This window comes from Polaromonas sp. P1_F2 (genome assembly GCF_056405735.1).
In genome coordinates this window covers 377921-396631 of record NZ_JBFUBN010000003.1, presented here as the reverse complement: position 1 = coordinate 396631, position 18711 = coordinate 377921, and the positions used below count along the sequence as shown (strand labels likewise).

The 18711-nt window shown below is 65.2% G+C and carries 20 protein-coding genes; 5 read left to right on the top strand and 15 right to left on the bottom strand.

What is annotated here, in order from left to right:
• The 7 genes from AC1D0O_RS08825 to AC1D0O_RS08795 form a co-directional block, all read right to left on the bottom strand.
• Entirely contained in the window at positions 1-207 is a 207-nt protein-coding gene (locus AC1D0O_RS08825) for a DUF2970 domain-containing protein (RefSeq protein ID WP_477653156.1), read from the bottom strand.
• A 2-nt stretch (positions 208-209) separates the two neighbouring features.
• Positions 210-821 (bottom strand): cytochrome c oxidase assembly protein, encoded by a 612-nt coding sequence (locus AC1D0O_RS08820; RefSeq protein WP_477653155.1) that lies wholly within the window; start codon positions 819-821, stop codon positions 210-212.
• 21 nt (positions 822-842) lie between these two features.
• Positions 843-956: a cytochrome oxidase small assembly protein gene (locus tag AC1D0O_RS08815; RefSeq protein ID WP_477653154.1), complete on the bottom strand. Its 114-nt coding sequence runs from the start codon at positions 954-956 to the stop codon at positions 843-845.
• Positions 957-978: 22 nt separating this feature from the next.
• A complete protein-coding gene (gene ctaD, locus AC1D0O_RS08810; protein WP_477653153.1) occupies positions 979-2613 on the bottom strand; it encodes a cytochrome c oxidase subunit I in 1635 nt (544 codons plus the stop codon).
• 102 nt (positions 2614-2715) lie between these two features.
• A complete protein-coding gene (coxB, locus tag AC1D0O_RS08805) occupies positions 2716-3894 on the bottom strand; it encodes a cytochrome c oxidase subunit II (protein WP_477653313.1) in 1179 nt (392 codons plus the stop codon).
• Between the two features lie 137 nt (positions 3895-4031).
• A complete protein-coding gene (locus AC1D0O_RS08800) occupies positions 4032-4532 on the bottom strand; it encodes a DUF2244 domain-containing protein (RefSeq protein ID WP_477653152.1) in 501 nt (166 codons plus the stop codon).
• Positions 4533-4720: 188 nt separating this feature from the next.
• Positions 4721-5623, bottom strand: a complete 903-nt coding sequence (locus AC1D0O_RS08795; RefSeq protein WP_477653151.1) for a methyltransferase domain-containing protein — start codon at positions 5621-5623, stop codon at positions 4721-4723.
• A gap of 59 nt (positions 5624-5682) precedes the next feature.
• On the opposite strand from AC1D0O_RS08795, the gene AC1D0O_RS08790 reads away from it, so the two are divergent.
• The 3 genes from AC1D0O_RS08790 (at position 5683) to AC1D0O_RS08780 (ending at position 7745) form a co-directional block, all read left to right on the top strand.
• On the top strand, positions 5683-6471 hold the full coding sequence (locus AC1D0O_RS08790; RefSeq protein WP_477653150.1) for a ComF family protein: 789 nt from the start codon (positions 5683-5685) through the stop codon (positions 6469-6471).
• A 297-nt stretch (positions 6472-6768) separates the two neighbouring features.
• A complete protein-coding gene (locus AC1D0O_RS08785) occupies positions 6769-7245 on the top strand; it encodes a tRNA (cytidine(34)-2'-O)-methyltransferase (protein ID WP_477653149.1) in 477 nt (158 codons plus the stop codon).
• 179 nt (positions 7246-7424) lie between these two features.
• Positions 7425-7745, top strand: coding sequence for a hypothetical protein (locus AC1D0O_RS08780; protein ID WP_477653148.1), 321 nt, complete (start codon positions 7425-7427; stop codon positions 7743-7745).
• 20 nt (positions 7746-7765) lie between these two features.
• On the opposite strand, the gene AC1D0O_RS08775 is transcribed toward AC1D0O_RS08780, so the two are convergent.
• Positions 7766-8221: a MaoC family dehydratase gene (locus AC1D0O_RS08775; RefSeq protein WP_477653147.1), complete on the bottom strand. Its 456-nt coding sequence runs from the start codon at positions 8219-8221 to the stop codon at positions 7766-7768.
• A gap of 72 nt (positions 8222-8293) precedes the next feature.
• A complete protein-coding gene (locus AC1D0O_RS08770) occupies positions 8294-8911 on the bottom strand; it encodes a nucleotide-binding protein (protein WP_477653146.1) in 618 nt (205 codons plus the stop codon).
• Between the two features lie 71 nt (positions 8912-8982).
• On the opposite strand from AC1D0O_RS08770, the gene kefF reads away from it, so the two are divergent.
• On the top strand, positions 8983-9687 hold the full coding sequence (kefF, locus tag AC1D0O_RS08765) for a glutathione-regulated potassium-efflux system oxidoreductase KefF (RefSeq protein ID WP_477653145.1): 705 nt from the start codon (positions 8983-8985) through the stop codon (positions 9685-9687).
• Entirely contained in the window at positions 9687-11537 is a 1851-nt protein-coding gene (gene kefC, locus AC1D0O_RS08760; RefSeq protein ID WP_477653144.1) for a glutathione-regulated potassium-efflux system protein KefC, read from the top strand. Before kefF ends, kefC begins: the two co-directional genes overlap by 1 nt.
• A gap of 59 nt (positions 11538-11596) precedes the next feature.
• Here kefC and AC1D0O_RS08755 read toward each other — a convergent pair whose 3' ends face one another.
• The 6 genes from AC1D0O_RS08755 to AC1D0O_RS08730 all read right to left on the bottom strand — a co-directional run bounded on the left by AC1D0O_RS08755 (position 11597) and on the right by AC1D0O_RS08730 (position 18607).
• Positions 11597-13777, bottom strand: a complete 2181-nt coding sequence (locus AC1D0O_RS08755) for a serine/threonine-protein kinase (protein WP_477653143.1) — start codon at positions 13775-13777, stop codon at positions 11597-11599.
• 173 nt (positions 13778-13950) lie between these two features.
• Positions 13951-14841, bottom strand: coding sequence for an adenylate/guanylate cyclase domain-containing protein (locus tag AC1D0O_RS08750; protein WP_436156578.1), 891 nt, complete (start codon positions 14839-14841; stop codon positions 13951-13953).
• A gap of 281 nt (positions 14842-15122) precedes the next feature.
• Positions 15123-15878, bottom strand: a complete 756-nt coding sequence (locus tag AC1D0O_RS08745; protein WP_477653142.1) for a sulfite exporter TauE/SafE family protein — start codon at positions 15876-15878, stop codon at positions 15123-15125.
• Positions 15879-16011: 133 nt separating this feature from the next.
• A complete protein-coding gene (pcaF, locus tag AC1D0O_RS08740; RefSeq protein WP_477653141.1) occupies positions 16012-17214 on the bottom strand; it encodes a 3-oxoadipyl-CoA thiolase in 1203 nt (400 codons plus the stop codon).
• A gap of 29 nt (positions 17215-17243) precedes the next feature.
• Positions 17244-17894, bottom strand: a complete 651-nt coding sequence (locus AC1D0O_RS08735; protein ID WP_477653140.1) for a 3-oxoacid CoA-transferase subunit B — start codon at positions 17892-17894, stop codon at positions 17244-17246.
• The gene (locus tag AC1D0O_RS08730) at positions 17891-18607 is read right to left on the bottom strand and encodes a 3-oxoacid CoA-transferase subunit A (RefSeq protein ID WP_477653139.1); all 717 of its coding nucleotides are present in this window, start codon (positions 18605-18607) and stop codon (positions 17891-17893) included. Before AC1D0O_RS08730 ends, AC1D0O_RS08735 begins: the two co-directional genes overlap by 4 nt.
• Between the last annotated feature and the right edge of the window lie 104 nt (positions 18608-18711).

Genomic DNA, 18711 nt, shown 5'->3' with positions numbered 1-18711 from the left:
TCAGTGCGCGACCATCCACTTGGCCAGCAGCACCAGGACGGTGACAAACACCACCACGGCGATCAGCCCGACCACAATGATGTGGAGGGGGTTCAAATTCTTCACATCTTCTTCGTAGTCGCCGCGCGCGCGCAGCCCCACGAAGGACCAGGCCACGGCCTTGACCGTGCGCCAGAAGGAGGATTTTTTGGCGGGTGCGGCGGCCATGCTCATGCGCCTGCCTGTTTCTCAGGTACCACGGCGGCGGTTGTCGCCTTGGACGTGGCCGGCGCGGCAGGCGTCTTGCCGCCGACTTCAAAAAAGGTGTAGGACAGCGTGATGGTGCTCACGTCCTTTGACAACTTCGGGTCGATGACAAAAGCCACCGGCCACTGCTTTTTCTCGCCGGGCGCCAGGGTGTACTGGCTGAAGCAGAAGCATTCCAGCTTGTTGAAATGCGCGCCGGCCTGCGCCGGGGCATAGCTGGGAATGGCCTGGGCCGACATGGTCCGGTTCTGCACGTTCTGGAACTCGTACATCACCGTGGTCAGCTCGCCCGGGTGCACCTGCAGCGTATTTTTCGCGGGCTTGAAATGCCAGGGGCCGCGCGAGTTCGCGTCGAACTCGACCGTGATGGTGCGGCTGAAGTCCACCTGGGTATTCGCCGGCTGGCTTGACGTCGCCCCGGGGATCTGGCGGTCGGACAGTGCCAGCACGTTGATCCCGGTCATCTCGCAGATCGCCTTGTAAATAGGCACCAGCGCGTAACCGAAGGCAAACATGCCGAGCACGATCACGCCCAGCTTGCCCATCATGTTGAAATTTTCGCGCTTGAGCCGCATCACAGTGGTACCGGTTTTGGCTCAGCGGCCCAGAAAAATCATCTTGGCCATGAAGCCCAGAAAAAAGACGATCGCGACCGAGGCCAGTATCAGGGCCAGCCTCCGGTTGCTTTTCTTTTGTTCAGGTGTCGCCATGGCTATTTACCGATGGGTTCAATCAGCCGATCACGCGGGTTGCCGAGGCATCCAGCTTGGGCGGGGTTTCATAGGTGTGGAAAGGCGCGGGGGATGGGACTTCCCATTCCAGGCCTTCGGCGCCCTTGCCGCCTTCGTCCACCCAGGGGTTCTGCTTGGCCGGTGCGCCCTTGCCGCGCATCGTGGGCACCACGATGAACAGGAAGAAATAGAGCTGCGCGAAGCCGAAGAAGAAGGCGCCCACGCTGGCCACGGCGTTGAAGTCGGCGAACTGCATGGGGTAGTCGGCATAGCGGCGCGGCATGCCGGCCAGGCCCAGGAAGTGCATCGGGAAGAAGGTCACGTTGAAGGAAATCAGCGACCACCAGAAGTGGATCTTGCCGCGGGTTTCGTTGTACATGACGCCGGTCCATTTGGGCGACCAGTAGTAATAGCCGGCGAACAGCGCGTAGAGCGAGCCCGCCACCAGCACGTAGTGGAAGTGGGCCACGACGTAATACGTGTCCTGCAGCTGCGTGTCGATAGGCGCGACCGAGAGGATCACGCCGGTCAGGCCGCCGATGGTGAACACGAAGATGAAGCCCACCGCGAACAGCATGGGGGTTTCAAAGGTCATGGAACCGCGCCACATGGTGGCGATCCAGTTGAACACCTTCACGCCCGTGGGCACGGCGATCAGCATGGTGGAGTACATGAAGAACAGCTGGCCCGTGACCGGCATGCCGGTGGTGAACATGTGGTGAGCCCACACGACGAAGCTCAGGATGGCGATGGAGCCGGTGGCGTACACCATGGAGGCGTAGCCGAACAGGCGCTTGCGCGAGAAGGCGGGAATGATCTGGCTGATGATGCCGAAGGCAGGCAAGATCATGATGTAGACCTCGGGGTGGCCGAAGAACCAGAAGATGTGCTGGTACATCACCGGGTCGCCGCCGCCGGCGGGGTTGAAGAAGCTGGTGCCGAAGTGGCGGTCGGTCAGCGTCATGGTGATGGCGCCTGCCAGCACCGGCATCACGGCGATCAGCAGGTAGGCGGTGATCAGCCAGGTCCAGCAGAACATCGGCATCTTCATCAGCGTCATGCCGGGAGCGCGCATGTTCAGGATGGTGACGATGATGTTGATCGAACCCATGATGGACGAGGCGCCCAGGATGTGCATCGCAAAAATACCGGCGTCCATGGACGGGCCCATCTGCAGCGTGAGCGGCGCATAGAGCGTCCAGCCCGCGGCGGGCGCGCCACCGGGCATGAAGAAGGAGCCGCCCAGCATCAGGCCGGCGGGAATCATCAACCAGAAGCTGAAGTTGTTCATGCGGGCGAACGCCATGTCGGCCGCGCCGATCTGCAGCGGGATCATCCAGTTCGCGAAGCCCACGAAGGCCGGCATGATGGCGCCGAACACCATGATCAGGCCGTGCATGGTGGTGAGCTGGTTGAACAGTTCGGGGTTGACCAGTTGCAGGCCGGGCTGGAACAGCTCGGCGCGGATCATCAGGGCCAGCACGCCGCCGAACATCAACATGAAGAAACTGAACAGCAGGTACAGCGTTCCGATATCTTTATGGTTGGTCGCGAAGACCCAACGGCGCCAGCCCGCTGGGGCGTGGTCGTGGTGGTCATCATGCGCGTGGTCGTGATGGTCTAGAACTGCACTCATCTTGGCTTCCTTTGGTGGCTTTGGCCTGTAGCTTTATCTTGGCGGCCGGCGCACATATGAATATGGCGCCGGCGAATTCTGGTCGTGGGGGGGCGGATCGGCTTACTTGCGGGCAGCCTGCACTTCGGCGGGCTGGACGATCTGGCCGGTCTGGTTGGACCAGTTGTTCTTGGAGTAGCTGATCACGGCGGCGATGTCGGTGTCGCTGAGCGCCTTCCAGGAAGGCATGCCGCCTGGGCCACCCTTGCCGTTCAGCACGATTTCGATCTGCTTGCCGTGGTTGGCATCGAGCACGATGGGCGAGGCGTCCAGCGGCTTGACCGGGCCGGCGCCTTTGCCGGTGGGCAAATGGCAACTGGCGCAATTGGCGGCATAGACTTTTTCGCCGCGGGCCTTGAGGTCGACCAGGGTCCAGACTTTGGAAGGATCATCGGCCTTGGCTGCGGCTTCCTTGGCCTTGACGGCGACCCAGGCGCTGTAGTCGGCGGCGGACACGACCTTCACGTGAATGGGCATGTAGGCGTGTTCCTTGCCGCAGAGTTCCTGGCACTGGCCGTAGTAGTCGCCGACTTGCTCGGCGCGGAACCAGGTGTCGCGCACGAAGCCGGGAATCGCATCCTGCTTGATGCCGAAGGCCGGCACCGCGAAGGCGTGGATCACGTCGCTGGCGGTGGTGATGATGCGGATTTTCTTGTTAACGGGAACGACCAGCGGGTTGTCGACCTTGAGCAGGTAGTTGTCAGGCGCTTCGCCGGCTTTGGGGCCGCCGTTGTCGGACATTTCGCGGTGCGTGTTGTCGAGCGTGGAAACGAAGCCGATGCCTTCGCCTTCGCCCTTGATGTAGTCATAGCCCCACTTCCACTGAATGCCGGTGGCCTTGATGGTGAGGTCGGCGGCGGTGGTGTCCTTCTGGGCGACCAGCACCTTGGTGGCCGGCAGGGCCATGGCGATCACGATGATGAAGGGAACGACGGTCCAGGCGATTTCAACGGCGGTGGATTCGTGGAAGTTGGCCGATTTGTGGCCCACCGACTTGCGGTGCTTCAGGATGGAATAGAACATCACCCCGAACACCGCCACGAAGATCACGAGGCAGATGGCCATCATGAACCAGTGCAGCCACTGCTGCTCTTCGGCGATCTTGGTCACGGCGGGATGCAGGTTCAGCTGGTTGACGGCCGGTCCGCCCTTCAGGTCGTTGACGGCGTAAGCGGCGGTGCTGACCCAGGCGGCCGCAGATACCAGAATTGCGCCTGCATGCTGCATGCCAAGCCGTGTCATTTTGCTCATGGTGTTGCTTACGTTCATCGTGATCACTTTTTCTGCTTCAATTACCGACCAAATTAACCGGCTGATTATAAAGTTAGCGGCGGGTCCCCCCGCCGCACCTGAACTGACGCGAGACTTTCAGCGCCTCTTCAACCGCCCCGCAACGCCATCCGGATCTCGCGGGCCAAGGCCGGCCGCAGCTCGGGCCGCACATGCCGCCCCACCTGCACCGACCGTCCCTGCCCCGACACTTCGATCAGCGAGCCGTCTCCATCCTTGGGCTCGATTCGCACCCATTCGCGGTTGAACTCCGCGCGCTCGGTGCGCCCCGCCGTTTCCAGTTCCACCACCAGTTGCCCGCCTTCGAGGACGATTTTTTCACCGTCCCCCGCATGGCGGGCATACACCACAAAAGCCGCGCCCACCGCAAGTAGCTCGGCCCAGGCAAAAGGCATCACCATGGTGGCGCCCTGGGCCCAGAAGAATGCCGCGATGCCCAGCGAAACGCCGCACAGCGACACGTAAAGCCACCCTAGCTGGGCCGGGGTGAGTGAACAGTGACGCTTGAGAAGCCACAGCACAGCATCATGGCTGTGGGTGCCCTGCGCGGGCGGGGTGGCAAAACGAAACGCTGGCGTTGGCTGCAGCATGCGGCAACCCCCCAAAAAAACAACGGTCCGTGCCGGGCAAGGGCCGCATGAGGCTTGGGAACATCCCCAAAATTCTGTTGTGAATTGTAGCCGGTTTGCCCTGCCGCTCCCCTGAAAAAGCCCCTGAACCGGCGCTCGCGGCAGGCGCTATGGGCGCCCGCGCAACGGCCCGGCCCCAAAGCAAGTTCTCAGCCGCCGGGCCGCCCGCCCTGCAGCATGCTGCGCATGTCGGCCACCGACACCGCGCTGAGCGCGCTGACCTTGACCTTGGGCGGCGCCTTCAGCGCGTGGCCGTAAATGACTTCGAAGGTCAGCGACAGGCGCCCGTCTTCGCCTTTGACGAGGTGGCGGCCCAGTGCGTCTTCAAGCCGCGCCTTCCAGGCCCGTCCGCGCAGGGCCGGAAAGCGCGCGGGATGGAAATTGCGGCCCAGCTCGGCCAGGTCCTGCAGCAGCCGCGCGGGCGTTGCATAGGTCAATGTGATGCGCTCCATGTCCATCACCGGTTCGGCAAAACCGGTCTGCACCAGCATGTCGCCCCAGTCGTGCATGTCGGTCAGTTCGTGGCCCGCGGGCGGCCAGCCCAGTTGCGCGTAGACCTCGCGCAGCTCTTTCGCGGTGTCGGGGCCCAGGCATGAAAACATCAGGAAGCCGTTGACCTTGAGCGCCTGGTGCCATTGCGCCAGCAAGGCCTGCGGGTCGGCCGATTCGTGCAGCGCCATATTGGCCCACAGCATGTCGGCGCTGCCGGGCGGCGGTGCTTCGAAGCGCACCGGGGCGGCCGTCCAGCGCCGCGGCTTCCACCAGGGGGCCACGATGTGCTTTATGGCCTGCTGTTGGCGCTCCGGCCCGTTTTCCAGCATGAAGGCCGTCGCACGCGGATAGGTTTTCGCCAGTTGCGCATGGGCCTGCAGCCCGCCGCGCAGCGCGCCCCAATGCACCCAGGCACGGGGCTGCAGCTTGATCCACTGCAGGCGGTCCATCATGCGGCGCGCCACTTCCTCATGCAGCCACGGCGAGGCCAGGGGCGCGCTGCGCTCCCAGCGGCCCACGGCAATCGGGTCCAGCGTGGGCGGGCGTTCGGTGGGGGTCATGGAGGAAGGCAAAGGAAGAGAACGTGCATCGCTGAAAAGTACGCGAGTATATTGACACGGTGTTCACACGCCTGCTTGCGCCCTCCGCATTCCTGTCACGCATTCCCGGCTTTGCTTCAGGCTTTGCCTCCGGCATTGCGAGCCAGTGCGCGGTCTGCCGCAGCTGGCCCGCGCGGCAGGTGTGCGAGCCTTGCGTGGCCCGTTTTGCACCGCCGGCACTGCGCTGCGTGCGCTGCGCCCTTGCCTTGCCGGCCGATCTTTCCGGAGGCCTTCGAACCGGCCCACCGCTGTGCGGCGCCTGCGCCATCGAGCCGCCGCCGCTGGACCGCGCCTTCGCCGGCGTGGCCTATGCCTACCCTTGGTCCACGCTGGTCGCCGGCTACAAGTTCGGCGAGCGCCACGGCTGGGCCGGTTTTTTCGCCGGCCTGCTGCTGCGGTCGCCGGGCCTTGCCCAGGTGTTTGGCGAACTGGGGCCCGAAGACTGGCTGCTTCCGATCCCGCTGTCGGCGGAGCGCCTGCAGGCACGCGGCTTCAACCAGGCCTGGGAGCTGTGCGCCGCGCTGGCCCGGCAGACACAGACATCCGCCCGCCCCGACGCCAGGCTACTGCTGCGCGTCAGGCACACGCGCCCGCAAAGCCAGCTCAAGCGCAAGGAGCGGCTGGCCAACGTCAGGGGCGCCTTCCAGGTCGACCCGCTGCGCACGGCGGAACTGCGGGACCGGCGCGTGCTGCTGGTGGACGACGTGATGACCAGCGGCGCCTCGCTGTACACCGCCGCGCAGGCTTTGCGCGATGCGGGCGCCGCGCACATCACCGCCGTGGTGCTCTCACGCACGGCACACGCCTAGGGCCTGCTAACGCTATTTATGCAAGATGCGTTGCGAGTCAAAAAGGCCTTGAGCAAGGCGCAAAACGCAGGCGGGGTGAACCCCGTCAAGGCTTTGTAACGCCGCGCAAGGCCTTTTTGATCGCAACCCGGAGGGAATGGGGGGAAAACAGCCCCACTCCGCGTTGCGCTCCTAGCGCAGACGCCCGGTCTGGGCGTCGTCGCGCGCCTTGATTGAGGCTGTTTTCACCCCATTCGCATTTGCATAAATAGCGTTAGCAGGCCCTAAAATCCCGGGCTCCGCTTCACCGGTCTCCGCATGTTCAATATTGTTCTGGTCGAACCCGAAATCCCGCCCAACACCGGCAACGTGATCCGGCTGGCGGCCAACACCGGCTGCCGCCTGCACCTGGTGGAACCGCTGGGTTTTTCGATGGACGACAAACACATGCGCCGCGCCGGGCTCGATTACCACGAGTACGCGCAGCTGCTGCGCCATGCCAGCTGGCAGGCCATGCTCGAAAGTGAGCAACCACCCGCGGACCGCCTGTTTGCCATGACCACCCGGGGTTCGGGCAGCATTTACGACGTGCGTTTCCTGCCCGGTGACTGGCTGGTGTTTGGGGCGGAAACCCGCGGCCTGGCGCCTGAGCTGCGGGAGTCTTTTGCCCCCGCCCAGCGCCTCAAAGTGCCCATGCGGCCCGATCAGCGCAGCCTGAACCTGTCCAATAGCGTGGCTGTCACGGTGTTTGAGGCCTGGCGGCAGAACGGTTTTGGCGGCGCGGCGCAAGGCTGACGACCGGCTGACAGCCTGGTGACCGTCCATCTGAGGGCGGCCCAAACGCCTTGCCAGGAACTAGGTACAAACCCTATGATCCACCCTTCGACTTTTTAAGCGCGTGGATGCCGACACCCGGCGATTCCGGCCTTATCCCTTCCCATAGCCCCAGTTCACAAGACTGGCTGGAGTCTTCAGTGAACATGGTCATCAAGCGTATTTTTGGCAGGGCGGCGCCTGCTTTTTCCGATTCGGGGCGCCCCGTCGACCGCGTACCGCTGGAACAGGTCCGCGAAAGCCTGCTGGCCTTGCTGCACGACTGCCGTGACATGCGCTCCCAGCGGGTCATCTACCAGATCAACGTGGCCAAGACGCCGGCCGAGCTGTGGCTGCTGCGCAGCGACCTGCACCAGTGCATCGCTCAGGCGCACAGCCAGGGTGAAGCGGCTGAGCGCATCAACAGCCTGATCGAGGTGTTTGAGGGCTGGCTGCCGGCCGGCCAGCTGCTGCGCATCTAGGCGCCCGGACTCCCGCTTGCTCAGGGATAGCGCCGCACCAGCGACTCGGCCACGCACACCGGTTTGGCCGAGCCCTCACGTTCCACCGTCACCTCCCAGCTCATCTGCATGCCGTCGCCGGCAATGGCCTCGGCCGCCAGCAGCTTCATGCGCCCCCGCAGGCGGCTGCCCACCGGCACCGGCGCCGTGAAGCGCACCTTGTTGAGGCCATAGTTCACGCCCATGCGCGAGCCGGTGATGTCAAAAGACGACTCAAAAAAGCGCGGCAGCAGCGACAAGGTCAGAAAGCCGTGCGCGATCGGCCCGCCAAACGGCCCCGCGGCGGCTTTTTCGACATCGACGTGTATCCACTGGTGATCGCCCGTGGCTTCGGCAAACAGGTTGACCTGCTGCTGGGTGATGGTGATCCAGTCGCTGACGGCGACCTCCTGGCCGGTGCAGGCGGCCAGCTCGGCCAGTGTTGCAAAAATTCTCATGGCGCCACTGTAACGGCACCCATGCGCGCGCTTTGTCGGCTCAGCGACAAGCCGCCGCGCAAAAACCCGCTCTCAGCGGTCCAGCCACTGGCAGATGGCTTTCCACTGCTCCATGTCTTTTTCGACCCGGCTGGGCGCCACGTCGAACAAGGTGAGGCCGCGGGCCGCCAGGTGGATGTAGTTCTGCGTGTCGCGCAGGTAGCCCAGCACCGGCAGCCCCAGGCCTTCGACGAAGCCGCGCAGCTTGTCGGCGGCGATGGTGCGCGAATCCACGCGCATGCCGACGATGCCCACCTGCATCTTGCCGGCGTGCTTGTGTTCGGCGAGCTGGTCCAGGAAGGTGCGGGTGGCGAAGATGTCAAAAACGCTGGGCTGCAGCGGCACGATGACCTTGTCGGCCAGCTTGAGGACGTCGTTGAAGCGCCAGCCGTGCAAGCCGCCGGGGGTGTCCAGCACCACGTGCGTCGTGCCCTTGGGCGGCTTGACGATCAGGTCGGCGTTCACATCCCAGGTGGCGATCTGCCGGGCGGCCGGCGGCCTGAGGCCCAGCCACAGCCGCGAAGACTGCTGCCGGTCGGCGTCCCCCAGCATGACCGAATGGCCCTGGCTGGCGAAATATCCGGCAACGTTGGTGGCCAGCGTCGTTTTGCCGACGCCCCCCTTCGGATTGGCGATCACAACCACGGGCATGCGAATCTCCTCGGTTTGGAACTTGTCGTTCCTGGGAACTCTTGGTCTTGCTTTTCCGCTATGGTAACGGCATGGACAGCGTTATCACAACCACAGAAAAACCCACGGGCCAGACCGCCAACCCTGACATTTATGTCATTGCAGCCCATCCGGCCTGGCGCGAATCGCGGGTCAACCGCCCCTTGATGGAGGCCGCGCGAGCCCAGCCGCGCGTGCAGGTGCAAGACCTTTACTCGAGTTATCCGGACTACGCCATCGACGTGCCCAGGGAGCAGGCCGCCCTGGAACGCGCGCAGTTGGTGGTGCTGCTGCACCCCATCCAGTGGTACTCCATGCCCCCGCTGCAAAAGCTCTGGCTCGACGACGTCTTCAGCTACGGCTGGGCTTACGGCGAAGGCCACGGCGACGAGAACCACGGCAAGGGCCGGGCGCTGCAAGGCAAGGACTTGTGGCTGGTCGCCACCACCGGCGGCCCGGAGGACTCCTACCACCCGCAAGGCTACAACCGCTACTTTTTTGACGCTTTCCTGCCGCCCTATGAACAAAGCGCCGCCCTGTGCGGCATGCGCTTTTTGCCGCCGCTGGTGCTGCACGGCGCCCATAGCGTCGACCGGCAGACGGTCACCGAGCACATCGCCACCTTCAGCCAGCGTCTGCAAAGCTACCCGGACTGGCCTGAACTCGAGGACCTGGAACAATGCGCCGCCTGCGTGGTGCCCATGAAAGACCGGCTTGTCGAGCACGAAGCCGCCGCCGCTGCCGTGAGGGCCATCTGATGGAACATGCGCCAACCTGGCTGGTCAACAGCTTTATCTATCTTGCGGCGGCGGTGATCTCGGTGCCCTTGGCCAAAAAACTCGGCCTGGGCTCCATCATCGGCTACCTGGCCGCCGGCATAGGCATAGGCCCCTGGGGCCTGGGCCTGGTCACCAACGTGCAGGACATCCTGCATTTCGCCGAATTCGGCGTGGTGCTGATGCTGTTCCTGATCGGCCTTGAACTCGAACCCAAACGCCTCTGGAACCTGCGCCGGCCCATCTTCGGCTGGGGCAGCGCGCAGGTGCTCGGCTGCGCCGCCCTGCTCACCGGCACGGCCATGGCCTTCGGCGTGGGCTGGCAGACGGCGCTGGTTGCCGGGCTGGGCCTGGCGCTATCGTCGACCGCGATCGCGCTGCAGGCCATGGGCGAGCGCCACCTGATGCCGACGTCGAGCGGTCAGGCGGGCTTTTCCATCCTGCTGTTCCAGGACGTGGCGGCCATCCCCATCCTGGCGCTGCTTCCGCTGCTGGGCGCCATGGCCGGCGACAACGAGGCCGTCAGCCACAGCGGCCGGGCACTCGAAGCGCTGAAGATCGTCGGCGCCATCGCCGCCATCATCCTGGGCGGCCGGCTGCTGTTGCGCCCCCTGCTGCGCTGGATCGCCAACAGCGGCACGCCAGAAATCTTCACGGCGGCCTCGCTGCTGCTGGTGGTCAGCATCGCGGCGCTGATGCAGTTTGTCGGCCTGTCCATGGCGCTGGGCGCCTTTCTGGCCGGCGTGCTGCTGGCGGAAAGCGAATACCGGCGCGAGCTGGAAACCGACATCGAGCCCTTCAAGGGCCTGCTGCTGGGCCTGTTTTTCATCGCCGTGGGCATGAGCATCGATTTCGGCGTGCTGTGGCGCTCGCCCGGCCTGATGGCCGCCATCCTGGTGGGCTTTCTGGGCCTGAAGCTGGCCGTGATCTATGGCCTGGCTAAACTCATGAAACTGCCCTTCCAGGAACGCCCGGTGTTCGCGGTGCTGCTGGCGCAGGGTGGCGAGTTCGCCTTCGTGGTGTTCCAGGCGGCCGCCGGCGCCCAGGTGTTTTCCGCCGAGACCGCATCGCTGCTGATAGGCGCGGTGGCGCTGTCCATGCTGCTGAGCCCGCTGCTGCTGGTGGCTGTCGACAAATTCTGGGTGCCGCGCTACGCCAACTGCAACCGGCCCCAGATGGAGGAAATCTCCGAGCAGCAGGAAGCGCCCATCATCATCGCCGGCTTCGGCCGCTACGGCCAGATCGTCGGCCGCATGTTGCTGGCGCAAGGCATCCCGGCCACGGTGCTGGACCACGACGCCGAGATGATAGAAACCGTGCGCGCCTTCGGTTACCGCGTCTTCTACGGCGACGCCACGCGCCTGGACCTGCTGCGCACCGCCGGCGCGGCCACCGCCAAGATCCTGGTGCTGTCGGTGGACGACATGGAGCAGTCGCTCAAGATCGTCGATATCGCGCGCGAGAACTTTCCGCAGATGCAGATCGTCGCCCGCGCGCGCGACGTGACGCACTGGAACGCGTTGCGCGACCGCGGCGTGATGCTGGTCGAACGCGAGGTCTTCGAGTCCAGCCTGCGCAGCGCGCGCAGCGTGCTCGAGTTGCTGGGCCAGCCGCCGCACGAGGCGCGCCAGGCCGCCATGCGTTTTCGCCAGCACAACCTCGAGCTGTTTGAACGCATGTACCCGCACCGCAAGGACCGCACCAAGGTCATCGCCGTGGCCACGCAGGGGCGGCTGCAGCTGGAAGAACAACTGGCCCAGGAGCGCCAGCAACAGGCGCAGCGCCGGCCCGCCGGCTGGCAAGACGGCCCTGAAGCGCCGAACGCGGAGTAAACAGGCAAGCGGCGGGAAAAACCTCTTTAGAGGCCCCCGCCTCGCGCTTGGCGCCTGAGTTAGCGCCTGAGCTGTTCGGCCTCGCGCCGCCGCTGCTCCATCGCGCGGCGCTCCACACACACCGCATGGTTGGTGAAAGCCGGCTTGGCGCATTGATCGTTCATGCAGACCTGGAAACCGATGAGCATGCGGTCTTCGCAGGCCTTGCGCGGGTCGCCGGACGACACGGACGGCGCCGGTGCGGCGGCATGCTCGGCGGCTGCGGGCGCAGCTGCGGTACCACCGGTTTTGGCCTGCGCCGCTTGCTGTTTGGCCAGCCGCTCCTTCTCCAGGGCCGCCTTCCTGGCCGCGAGGGCCTGGGCCGCCGCGGCCTTGGACGCCGGCGACAAGGGAGCAGCAGCCGCCACCGGGGCCGAAGCCGCCGCTGCGGGCTGGGCCTGCGCGGCCTGCACACCCGGCTCCGGAGCCTTGGCTGCCGATGCAGGCGCCGCCGCCCCGGCATCGGCCGCAGCCGCTGGCTGGACGGATTCGGCAGCCCGCGCCTTCGGTTTGCTGAACTGTTTGACGCCGATGCCCAGAATTGCAAGACCCACCAGGCCCGCCACACCCAAGGCCAGGTAGCGCGATGTCGGTACGGAAGTTTTTGCGGCGGCAGCCGGCTCGGCCGGGCGGGATTTGCGCCTGGACTCCGTCTTCGCCGGCCTGGCGGAGGGCTCGGTGGCAGCAACTGGCGCCGCAGGCTTGTTTGCGGCAACTGCCGCCGCGGCAGCCTTGGGTTCCGCTGGCGCCAGGGCGGCATCGCTGAACACGGTTTCAGGCCACTCGGAAGCTTGTTCCTGCACTTGCGGCTGTTGTACTTGAGGCTGCGCTGGCGGCTCGGCCTGCGCCGGCATGGCCATGACCGGCGTACCCAGGCGCGTGGCATCCGGGTCGTCCACGGCGGGTGCGGGTGGCATGGCGGGAGATGTCACCGGCGCCTGCGCCGCGGCTTCCTCCAGCGCCTTCCAGGCCATGTCGGTCGACGTACCCGAAGTGCTTGCCCCGGGCACGGACGCGTCCTGGTTCACTGGAATTTCAGGGCGCGGAACAATCAAGGTGCCTGTACCCAGGCGCCGGCCGATGTCGGAATCCTCACCGCCGGGCACACCCATCTTCTTCAGGCGGCGGCGCGCCAGGTCGGCATAGATGCCGGACGGAAACCTGGTGAGAAAGCCCTGGATGTCCTCGACATCCATGGACTCCTTGATCTCTTTCCAGTAAACCAGTTCAAGTTCCTGCGTCACCACCGAGATGTTGGCGCTGGTACCGGACTGCAGGTCGACCAGCGCCTCGCCGGCCAGCAGCGTCGACGTCCAGGTCGAGTTGGTGCCCGGTCCGGGCGGCAACGCCGGCGGCAACACCTTGGTGTCGGCCGCTTCGCGGGCCGCGGCCTGCAGCGCGGCGAGGAAGTCCTGGGCGCTCGCATAACGCTGGTCGCGCGACTTGGCCAGGGCCTTTGCCACCACCGCGTCTATCGCGGCGGGCAGCTTGGGATTGAAGCTGCTGGGCGAGGCGGGCGTGTGGCCCACGATCTGCTGGATGGTGGAGAAATCGGTGTCGCCGTCGAAAGGCCGCTTGCCCGTCAACAGCTGGTACAGCACGATGCCGGCGGCGAACAGGTCGGCCCGCGCGTCTATCGGGCGGCCCTGCACCTGCTCGGGCGACATGTATTTGAGCGTGCCCACCATGGAGCCCTGCGTGCGCGTGGCCTCGCCCGAATCCTGGATGCGAGCCACGCCGAAGTCGGTGAGCTTGACCCGCCCGCTGGTCTCTATCAGCAGGTTGGCCGGCTTGATGTCGCGGTGGACGATGCTTTGCCGGTGCGCGTAATCCAGCGCCGACAGCAGGTCGCCCATGATGCCCAGGGTCTGCTCCAAGGTGTAGAGGTCACCCCTGTCCAGGTGGTGTTTCAGGTCGTCGCCGTCGACGAACTCCATCACCAGGAAAGCGATATCGCCGTCGCGGTCGGAGTCGTAGACGCTGACGATGTGCGGGTGCTGCAGGCGCGCCGCCGAGCGGGCCTCGGTGCGAAAACGCACTTCGTATTCGGCGGCAGCCTCTTCCGAGAGGTTCTCCACCTTGATGGTCTTGATCGCCACGCGACGGTCCAGGTTCGGGTCGCGTCCCTCATACACCAGCCCCATCGCGCCCTTGCCGAGGACGCTGATCAGATCGTATCGGCCAAGCTTCTTGAGACTCATGAGGAGATGGAATTGGGCGAAATGGGCTGGGTGGCAAAAAAGGCGGGATGGCCTGCGGGCTGCCCAGAAGCCCGGCTACGTCTTGAAACAAAAATCGATTCTAGCTTGCCTCGCCGGGCGGGCAAACCTTTGAAAAACGGTAACTTTTTCCGGCCCGCCGCAGCCATCGGCGATCAGGTGCGTATCGAAAACGCCACCAGCGGCGCGTTGTCGTCTTTGCGGTCGCAGCCCGGCACGATGTGGCCGCTGCCGACCAGGTAGCACTCGGTGCGCCGCAGCACCACGGCTTCGCTCTGGTTGCCCAGGTAGACCCAGGTGCCGTAGCTGGAGGCGTCCGTCAGCACAAATTGCCCGCCGCGCCACTCCAGCGTGGCATGCATGCGCGAGACGCGCGGGTCGTTCAGGTTCAGCGCCGCGTCGGCGCCCCGGCCCAGCGCCAGCTTGCTGCTTTTGGCGTCCAGCCGCACAGTCTGCCCGGCAAAGCTGAGCTCCAGGAAAGCCTGGCTGGGCGAGGCGAACATGGAGCGCCCGGCCATGGTGGCGTCTTCGTCGCGGCCTGTCTGCCATTCGACCCGATAGACGTGGCTGGCTTCAGCCCGGCCGCGCAGGTACATCGGGCCCATGCTGCGCAGGGCGGCCCTTTGCACCGGCAGCAGCGCCGTCCAGACGTTTTCAGTGGTGAGGATTTGCGCGGCGCCGGCCAGGTCGGCCAGACGGGCGGCGGAGTTCACGGTGTCGCCAAAGCAGTCGCCGTCGATCTCGACCACTTCGCCCGACTCAATGCCCATCTGCATCTGCACCGGTGCGCCGCTGCCGCCGGGCTTGATGGGCTTTTCCTGCAGGCGCTTCTGGATGCTGATGCAGGCCGAGAGCGCGTCGCCTTCATTCGGGAACACCACGAACAGGCCGTCGCCCAGCAGCTTGACGACCCGGCCCTGGTGCTGCTGGAACACCTGGCTGAGCACGCCGATGAGCTGCGTCACGAAACGCGACGCGGTCTCATCGCCCAGCCGTTCAAACATGCTGGTGCTGCCCACGAGATCGGCAAAGACAACGGTGGTCATGAAGGGACGGTCAGCCGCAGTGTAAGCATATTGTTCTCATGCCCGCGATTCTCACAGAAATTCGCGAAATGCATGCCGGTAAAAGTCCCCGGGGCCGGGCTACAACCCATCGGGGCATGGGGCAATCCTGGCGTCACACTGGACGCAAGAAGCGATTCAAGCTAGGGGACCGCTCATAAAACCCAGCGAAGCGGTCCTGGCTAGGCGCGTCGCCGCAGACAGTACACCAGTACGGCAAGGCGGCGCAACAACGCCAGGAGGGTTTTGGAGCGGTCCCCTTCTCAATGGAAGCCGTCCCAGAGCAGCTTGCAACCGGTCAACAGCATGCCGACATAGAGCAGGCGGTAAAACAACACCGGGCTGATGCTGCGCGCCATGCGCACGCCCATCCACACGCCCAGCGGCGCCAGCGGCAGCAGGGCCAGCGAGGTCGCCATGTTGCGCAGGTCCAGCAGGCCCAGCCAGGCGTAAGGAATCCACTTGGACAGGTTGATGACAAAAAAGAAGGCCGCCATGGTGGCCGTGAACTTCACCGGGCTCAGGCGCATTGGGATGACATAGGCACTCAGCGGCGGCCCGCCGGCATGGGAGACAAAGCTGGTGAAACCCGAGGTCACCGTCAGGATCGCCCCCAGCCAGCGCGGCGGCGGCGGGCTGTCGGGCCGGGGCGGGAACAGCAGGCGCTGCGCCAAAAACAACAAGGTGAATATTCCCACCAGGGCCGCGACCACCTTGGCGTCCAGCACCTTGAACAGCAGCGCCCCCACCAGCGTGCCCACCAGGCCGAAGGGAACCAGGAATTTGAGGAACTTGAAATCGAAGTCGCGGCGAAAGGCCGCCAGTCCCAGCAGGTCCATCAGCAGCAGCACCGGCATCAGGATGGCGGCGGCCTGCGGCACGGTGACCGCCAGCGCCATCACCGGCACCGCCAGGGATCCGAAGCCCGCGCCGAAGCCGCTTTTGCTGACGCCGAGCATCAGCACGGCGGGAACGGCAACGGCGTAGAAAAAGGGGTCGGTGATCAGCGGGAAACTCACGGCGTGTCTTTCGGTTTACCAACGCTCAACGCCGTGGCGTGCAGGCGTGAAAGGCAAAGGAACGGGAGGCGCCATGTTATCCGGCAACGCGGCCCACCACAGGGCAGGCCGCGGGGGAGTTCACTGAAGCCGCTCAGACGCGCTCGAGAATCACCGCGATGCCCTGCCCCACGCCTATGCACATGGTGGCCAGCGCGTAGCGCCCGCCGCCTTTGTGCAGCTGGTTGACGGCCGTGGTCGCCAGCCGCGCGCCCGAGGCGCCCAGCGGATGGCCCAGCGCAATCGCGCCGCCGTTGGGGTTGACGCGTGGGTCGTCGTCCTGCACGCCCAGCATGCGCAGCACGGCCAGGCCTTGCGCGGCAAAAGCTTCGTTGAGTTCGATCACGTCCATCTGCGCCATCGTGAGGCCGGTCAGCGCCAGCACTTTTTGGGTGGCCGGCGCCGGGCCTATGCCCATGATGCGCGGCGCGACGCCGGCGGTCGCCATGCCGACGATGCGGGCGCGCGGCGTGAGGCCATTTTTGGCGGCTGTGGCTTCATCGGCCAGCAGCAGCGCGCAGGCGCCGTCGTTCACGCCGCTGGCATTGCCGGCGGTCACCGTGCCGTCGGGCCGCACCACGCCTTTGAGCTTGGCCAGCGCTTCCAGCGAGGTCTCGCGCGGGTGCTCGTCCTTGTCGACCACAATCGGGTCGCCTTTTTTCTGGGCAATCGTCACCGGCGTGATCTCGGCGTCGAAGTAGCCGGCCTTTTGCGCGGCCACGGCTTTCAGCTGGCTGGCCAGCGCCATCTTGTCCTGGTCTTCGCGGCTGATCTTGTAGTCGGTCGCCACGTTCTCGGCGGTTTCGGGCATCGCGTCCACGCCGTATTTTTCCTTCATCAGCTTGTTGATGAAACGCCAGCCGATCGTCGTGTCGTAAACCGCGTTGGCGCGGCTGAAGGCGCTCTCTGCCTTGGGCATCACAAAGGGCGCACGGCTCATGCTTTCAACGCCGCCGGCGATCATCAGGGTGGCCTCGCCCGACTTGATGGCGCGCGCGGCCGTGCCCAGCGCATCCAGGCCCGAGCCGCACAGGCGGTTGATGGTGGCGCCCGGCACGTCCATGGGCAGGCCGGCCAGCAAGGCGGCCATGCGCGCCACGTTGCGGTTGTCTTCGCCGGCCTGGTTGGCGCAGCCGTAGATCACGTCGGTGACGGCCTGCCAGTCGACCTTGGGGTTGCGCGCCATCAGCGCCTTGAGCGGGATCGCGCCCAGGTCGTCGGTGCGCACGCTGCTCAGGGCGCCGCCGTAACGGCCGAAGGGGGTGCGGATCGCGTCGCAGATAAAAGCTTGGGTCATGGTGTGTCTTTTTCCGAAGGGGGTGAAGTTCAGGCGGTTGCAATCGGCAGGCCGACCAGTGTCTCGAGTTCCGCGTGCGTGAGGCCCTCGACGGTGTCGATCAGCTTCAGGCCATGCGGCGTGCATTCCAGTGTCGCCAGATCTGAATACACGCGCTTGACGCAGCCTATGCCGGTCAGCGGGTAGCTGCATTGGCTCACCAGCTTGCTGGCGCCCTGCTTGGTCAGCAAATCCATCATGACCCAGGTCTGCCGCGCGCCTATGGCCAGGTCCATGGCGCCGCCCACGGCCGGAATCGCGCCGGGCTCGCCGGTGCTCCAGTTGGCGAGGTCGCCGGTGGCCGAGACCTGGAAGGCGCCCAGCACGCAGATGTCGAGATGGCCGCCGCGCATCATCGCGAAGCTGTCGGCATGGTGAAAAAACGCGCCGCCCTTGAGCAGCGTCACCGGCTGCTTGCCGGCGTTGATCAGGTCGTAATCTTCCTGGCCCTCGGCGGGCGCCGGGCCCATGCCGAGGATGCCGTTCTCGCTTTGCAGGATGACCTCGCGCCCGGCCGGCAAATGGTTGGCCACCAGCGTGGGCTGGCCTATGCCGAGGTTGACGACGGCCCCGTCAAAAATATCCTGCGCGACGCGGGCGGCGAGCTGGTCCTTGCTGCGGCGTTGGTAAGTCATGGTCATGCCGCTTTCTTGAGTCCACCGGCTTGGGTGGCTATGCGTGGGATTTTGACGACGTGGTGGACGAAGATGCCCGGCGTCACGATGGTTTCGGGATCGAGGTCACCGAGCTCGGCGATCTCGTGCACGGTGGCTACCGTCTTTTTGGACGCCGTCGCCATCACTGGCCCGAAATTGCGCGCCGCCATGCGGTAAGTCAGGTTGCCCCAGCGATCGCCGCGTTCGGCCTTGATCAGGGCCACGTCGCCGTAGATCGGCATCTCGAGCACATATTGCCGGCCGTTGATCTCGCGGGTTTCCTTGGCGCTGCCGTCGGCGTTCAACGCCAGTTCGGTGCCATAGCCCGTGGGGCAAAAGAACGCGCCTATGCCGGCGCCCGCGGCGCGTATGCGCTCGGCCAGGTTGCCCTGCGGCACGAGTTCAAGCTCCAGCTTGCCGCTGCGGTACAGCCCGTCAAACACCTGGCTGTCGGCCTGGCGCGGAAAGCTGCAGATGATCTTGCGCACACGCCCGGCCTTGAGCAACGCGGCCAGGCCGACTTCGGCATTGCCCGCGTTGTTGTTCACCACCGTGAGGTCTTTGGCGCCCTGCGCGATCAGGCCGTCAATCAGCTCATTGGGGATGCCCGCGGTGCCGAAGCCGCCTATCAGCACCGTTGAGCCGTCTTTCACATCCGCCAGCGCGTCGGCGACGGAAGCGGCAATCTTGTTGATCATCCAGAAGTCTCCAGGTACGGCGGCTGCCTCGAATTGAATGAGGCCCGCGCCAAATATTGTTCGACATTAGAACAAGAGTTCGTATAATGAATTTTAGGAGATTT

What these genes read in the sequence shown, in the direction of transcription:
- AC1D0O_RS08825 (WP_477653156.1), bottom strand. Translation starts at nt 207, where the DNA reads ATGGCCGCCGCACCCGCCAAAAAATCCTCCTTCTGGCGCACGGTCAAG.
- AC1D0O_RS08820 (WP_477653155.1), bottom strand. Translation starts at nt 821, where the DNA reads ATGCGGCTCAAGCGCGAAAATTTCAACATGATGGGCAAGCTGGGCGTG.
- AC1D0O_RS08815 (WP_477653154.1), bottom strand. Translation starts at nt 956, where the DNA reads ATGGCGACACCTGAACAAAAGAAAAGCAACCGGAGGCTGGCCCTGATA.
- ctaD (WP_477653153.1), bottom strand. Translation starts at nt 2,613, where the DNA reads ATGAGTGCAGTTCTAGACCATCACGACCACGCGCATGATGACCACCAC.
- coxB (WP_477653313.1), bottom strand. Translation starts at nt 3,894, where the DNA reads ATGACACGGCTTGGCATGCAGCATGCAGGCGCAATTCTGGTATCTGCG.
- AC1D0O_RS08800 (WP_477653152.1), bottom strand. Translation starts at nt 4,532, where the DNA reads ATGCTGCAGCCAACGCCAGCGTTTCGTTTTGCCACCCCGCCCGCGCAG.
- AC1D0O_RS08795 (WP_477653151.1), bottom strand. Translation starts at nt 5,623, where the DNA reads ATGACCCCCACCGAACGCCCGCCCACGCTGGACCCGATTGCCGTGGGC.
- AC1D0O_RS08785 (WP_477653149.1), top strand. Translation starts at nt 6,769, where the DNA reads ATGTTCAATATTGTTCTGGTCGAACCCGAAATCCCGCCCAACACCGGC.
- AC1D0O_RS08775 (WP_477653147.1), bottom strand. Translation starts at nt 8,221, where the DNA reads ATGAGAATTTTTGCAACACTGGCCGAGCTGGCCGCCTGCACCGGCCAG.
- AC1D0O_RS08770 (WP_477653146.1), bottom strand. Translation starts at nt 8,911, where the DNA reads ATGCCCGTGGTTGTGATCGCCAATCCGAAGGGGGGCGTCGGCAAAACG.
- kefF (WP_477653145.1), top strand. Translation starts at nt 8,983, where the DNA reads ATGGACAGCGTTATCACAACCACAGAAAAACCCACGGGCCAGACCGCC.
- kefC (WP_477653144.1), top strand. Translation starts at nt 9,687, where the DNA reads ATGGAACATGCGCCAACCTGGCTGGTCAACAGCTTTATCTATCTTGCG.
- AC1D0O_RS08755 (WP_477653143.1), bottom strand. Translation starts at nt 13,777, where the DNA reads ATGAGTCTCAAGAAGCTTGGCCGATACGATCTGATCAGCGTCCTCGGC.
- AC1D0O_RS08750 (WP_436156578.1), bottom strand. Translation starts at nt 14,841, where the DNA reads ATGACCACCGTTGTCTTTGCCGATCTCGTGGGCAGCACCAGCATGTTT.
- pcaF (WP_477653141.1), bottom strand. Translation starts at nt 17,214, where the DNA reads ATGACCCAAGCTTTTATCTGCGACGCGATCCGCACCCCCTTCGGCCGT.
- AC1D0O_RS08735 (WP_477653140.1), bottom strand. Translation starts at nt 17,894, where the DNA reads ATGACCATGACTTACCAACGCCGCAGCAAGGACCAGCTCGCCGCCCGC.
- AC1D0O_RS08730 (WP_477653139.1), bottom strand. Translation starts at nt 18,607, where the DNA reads ATGATCAACAAGATTGCCGCTTCCGTCGCCGACGCGCTGGCGGATGTG.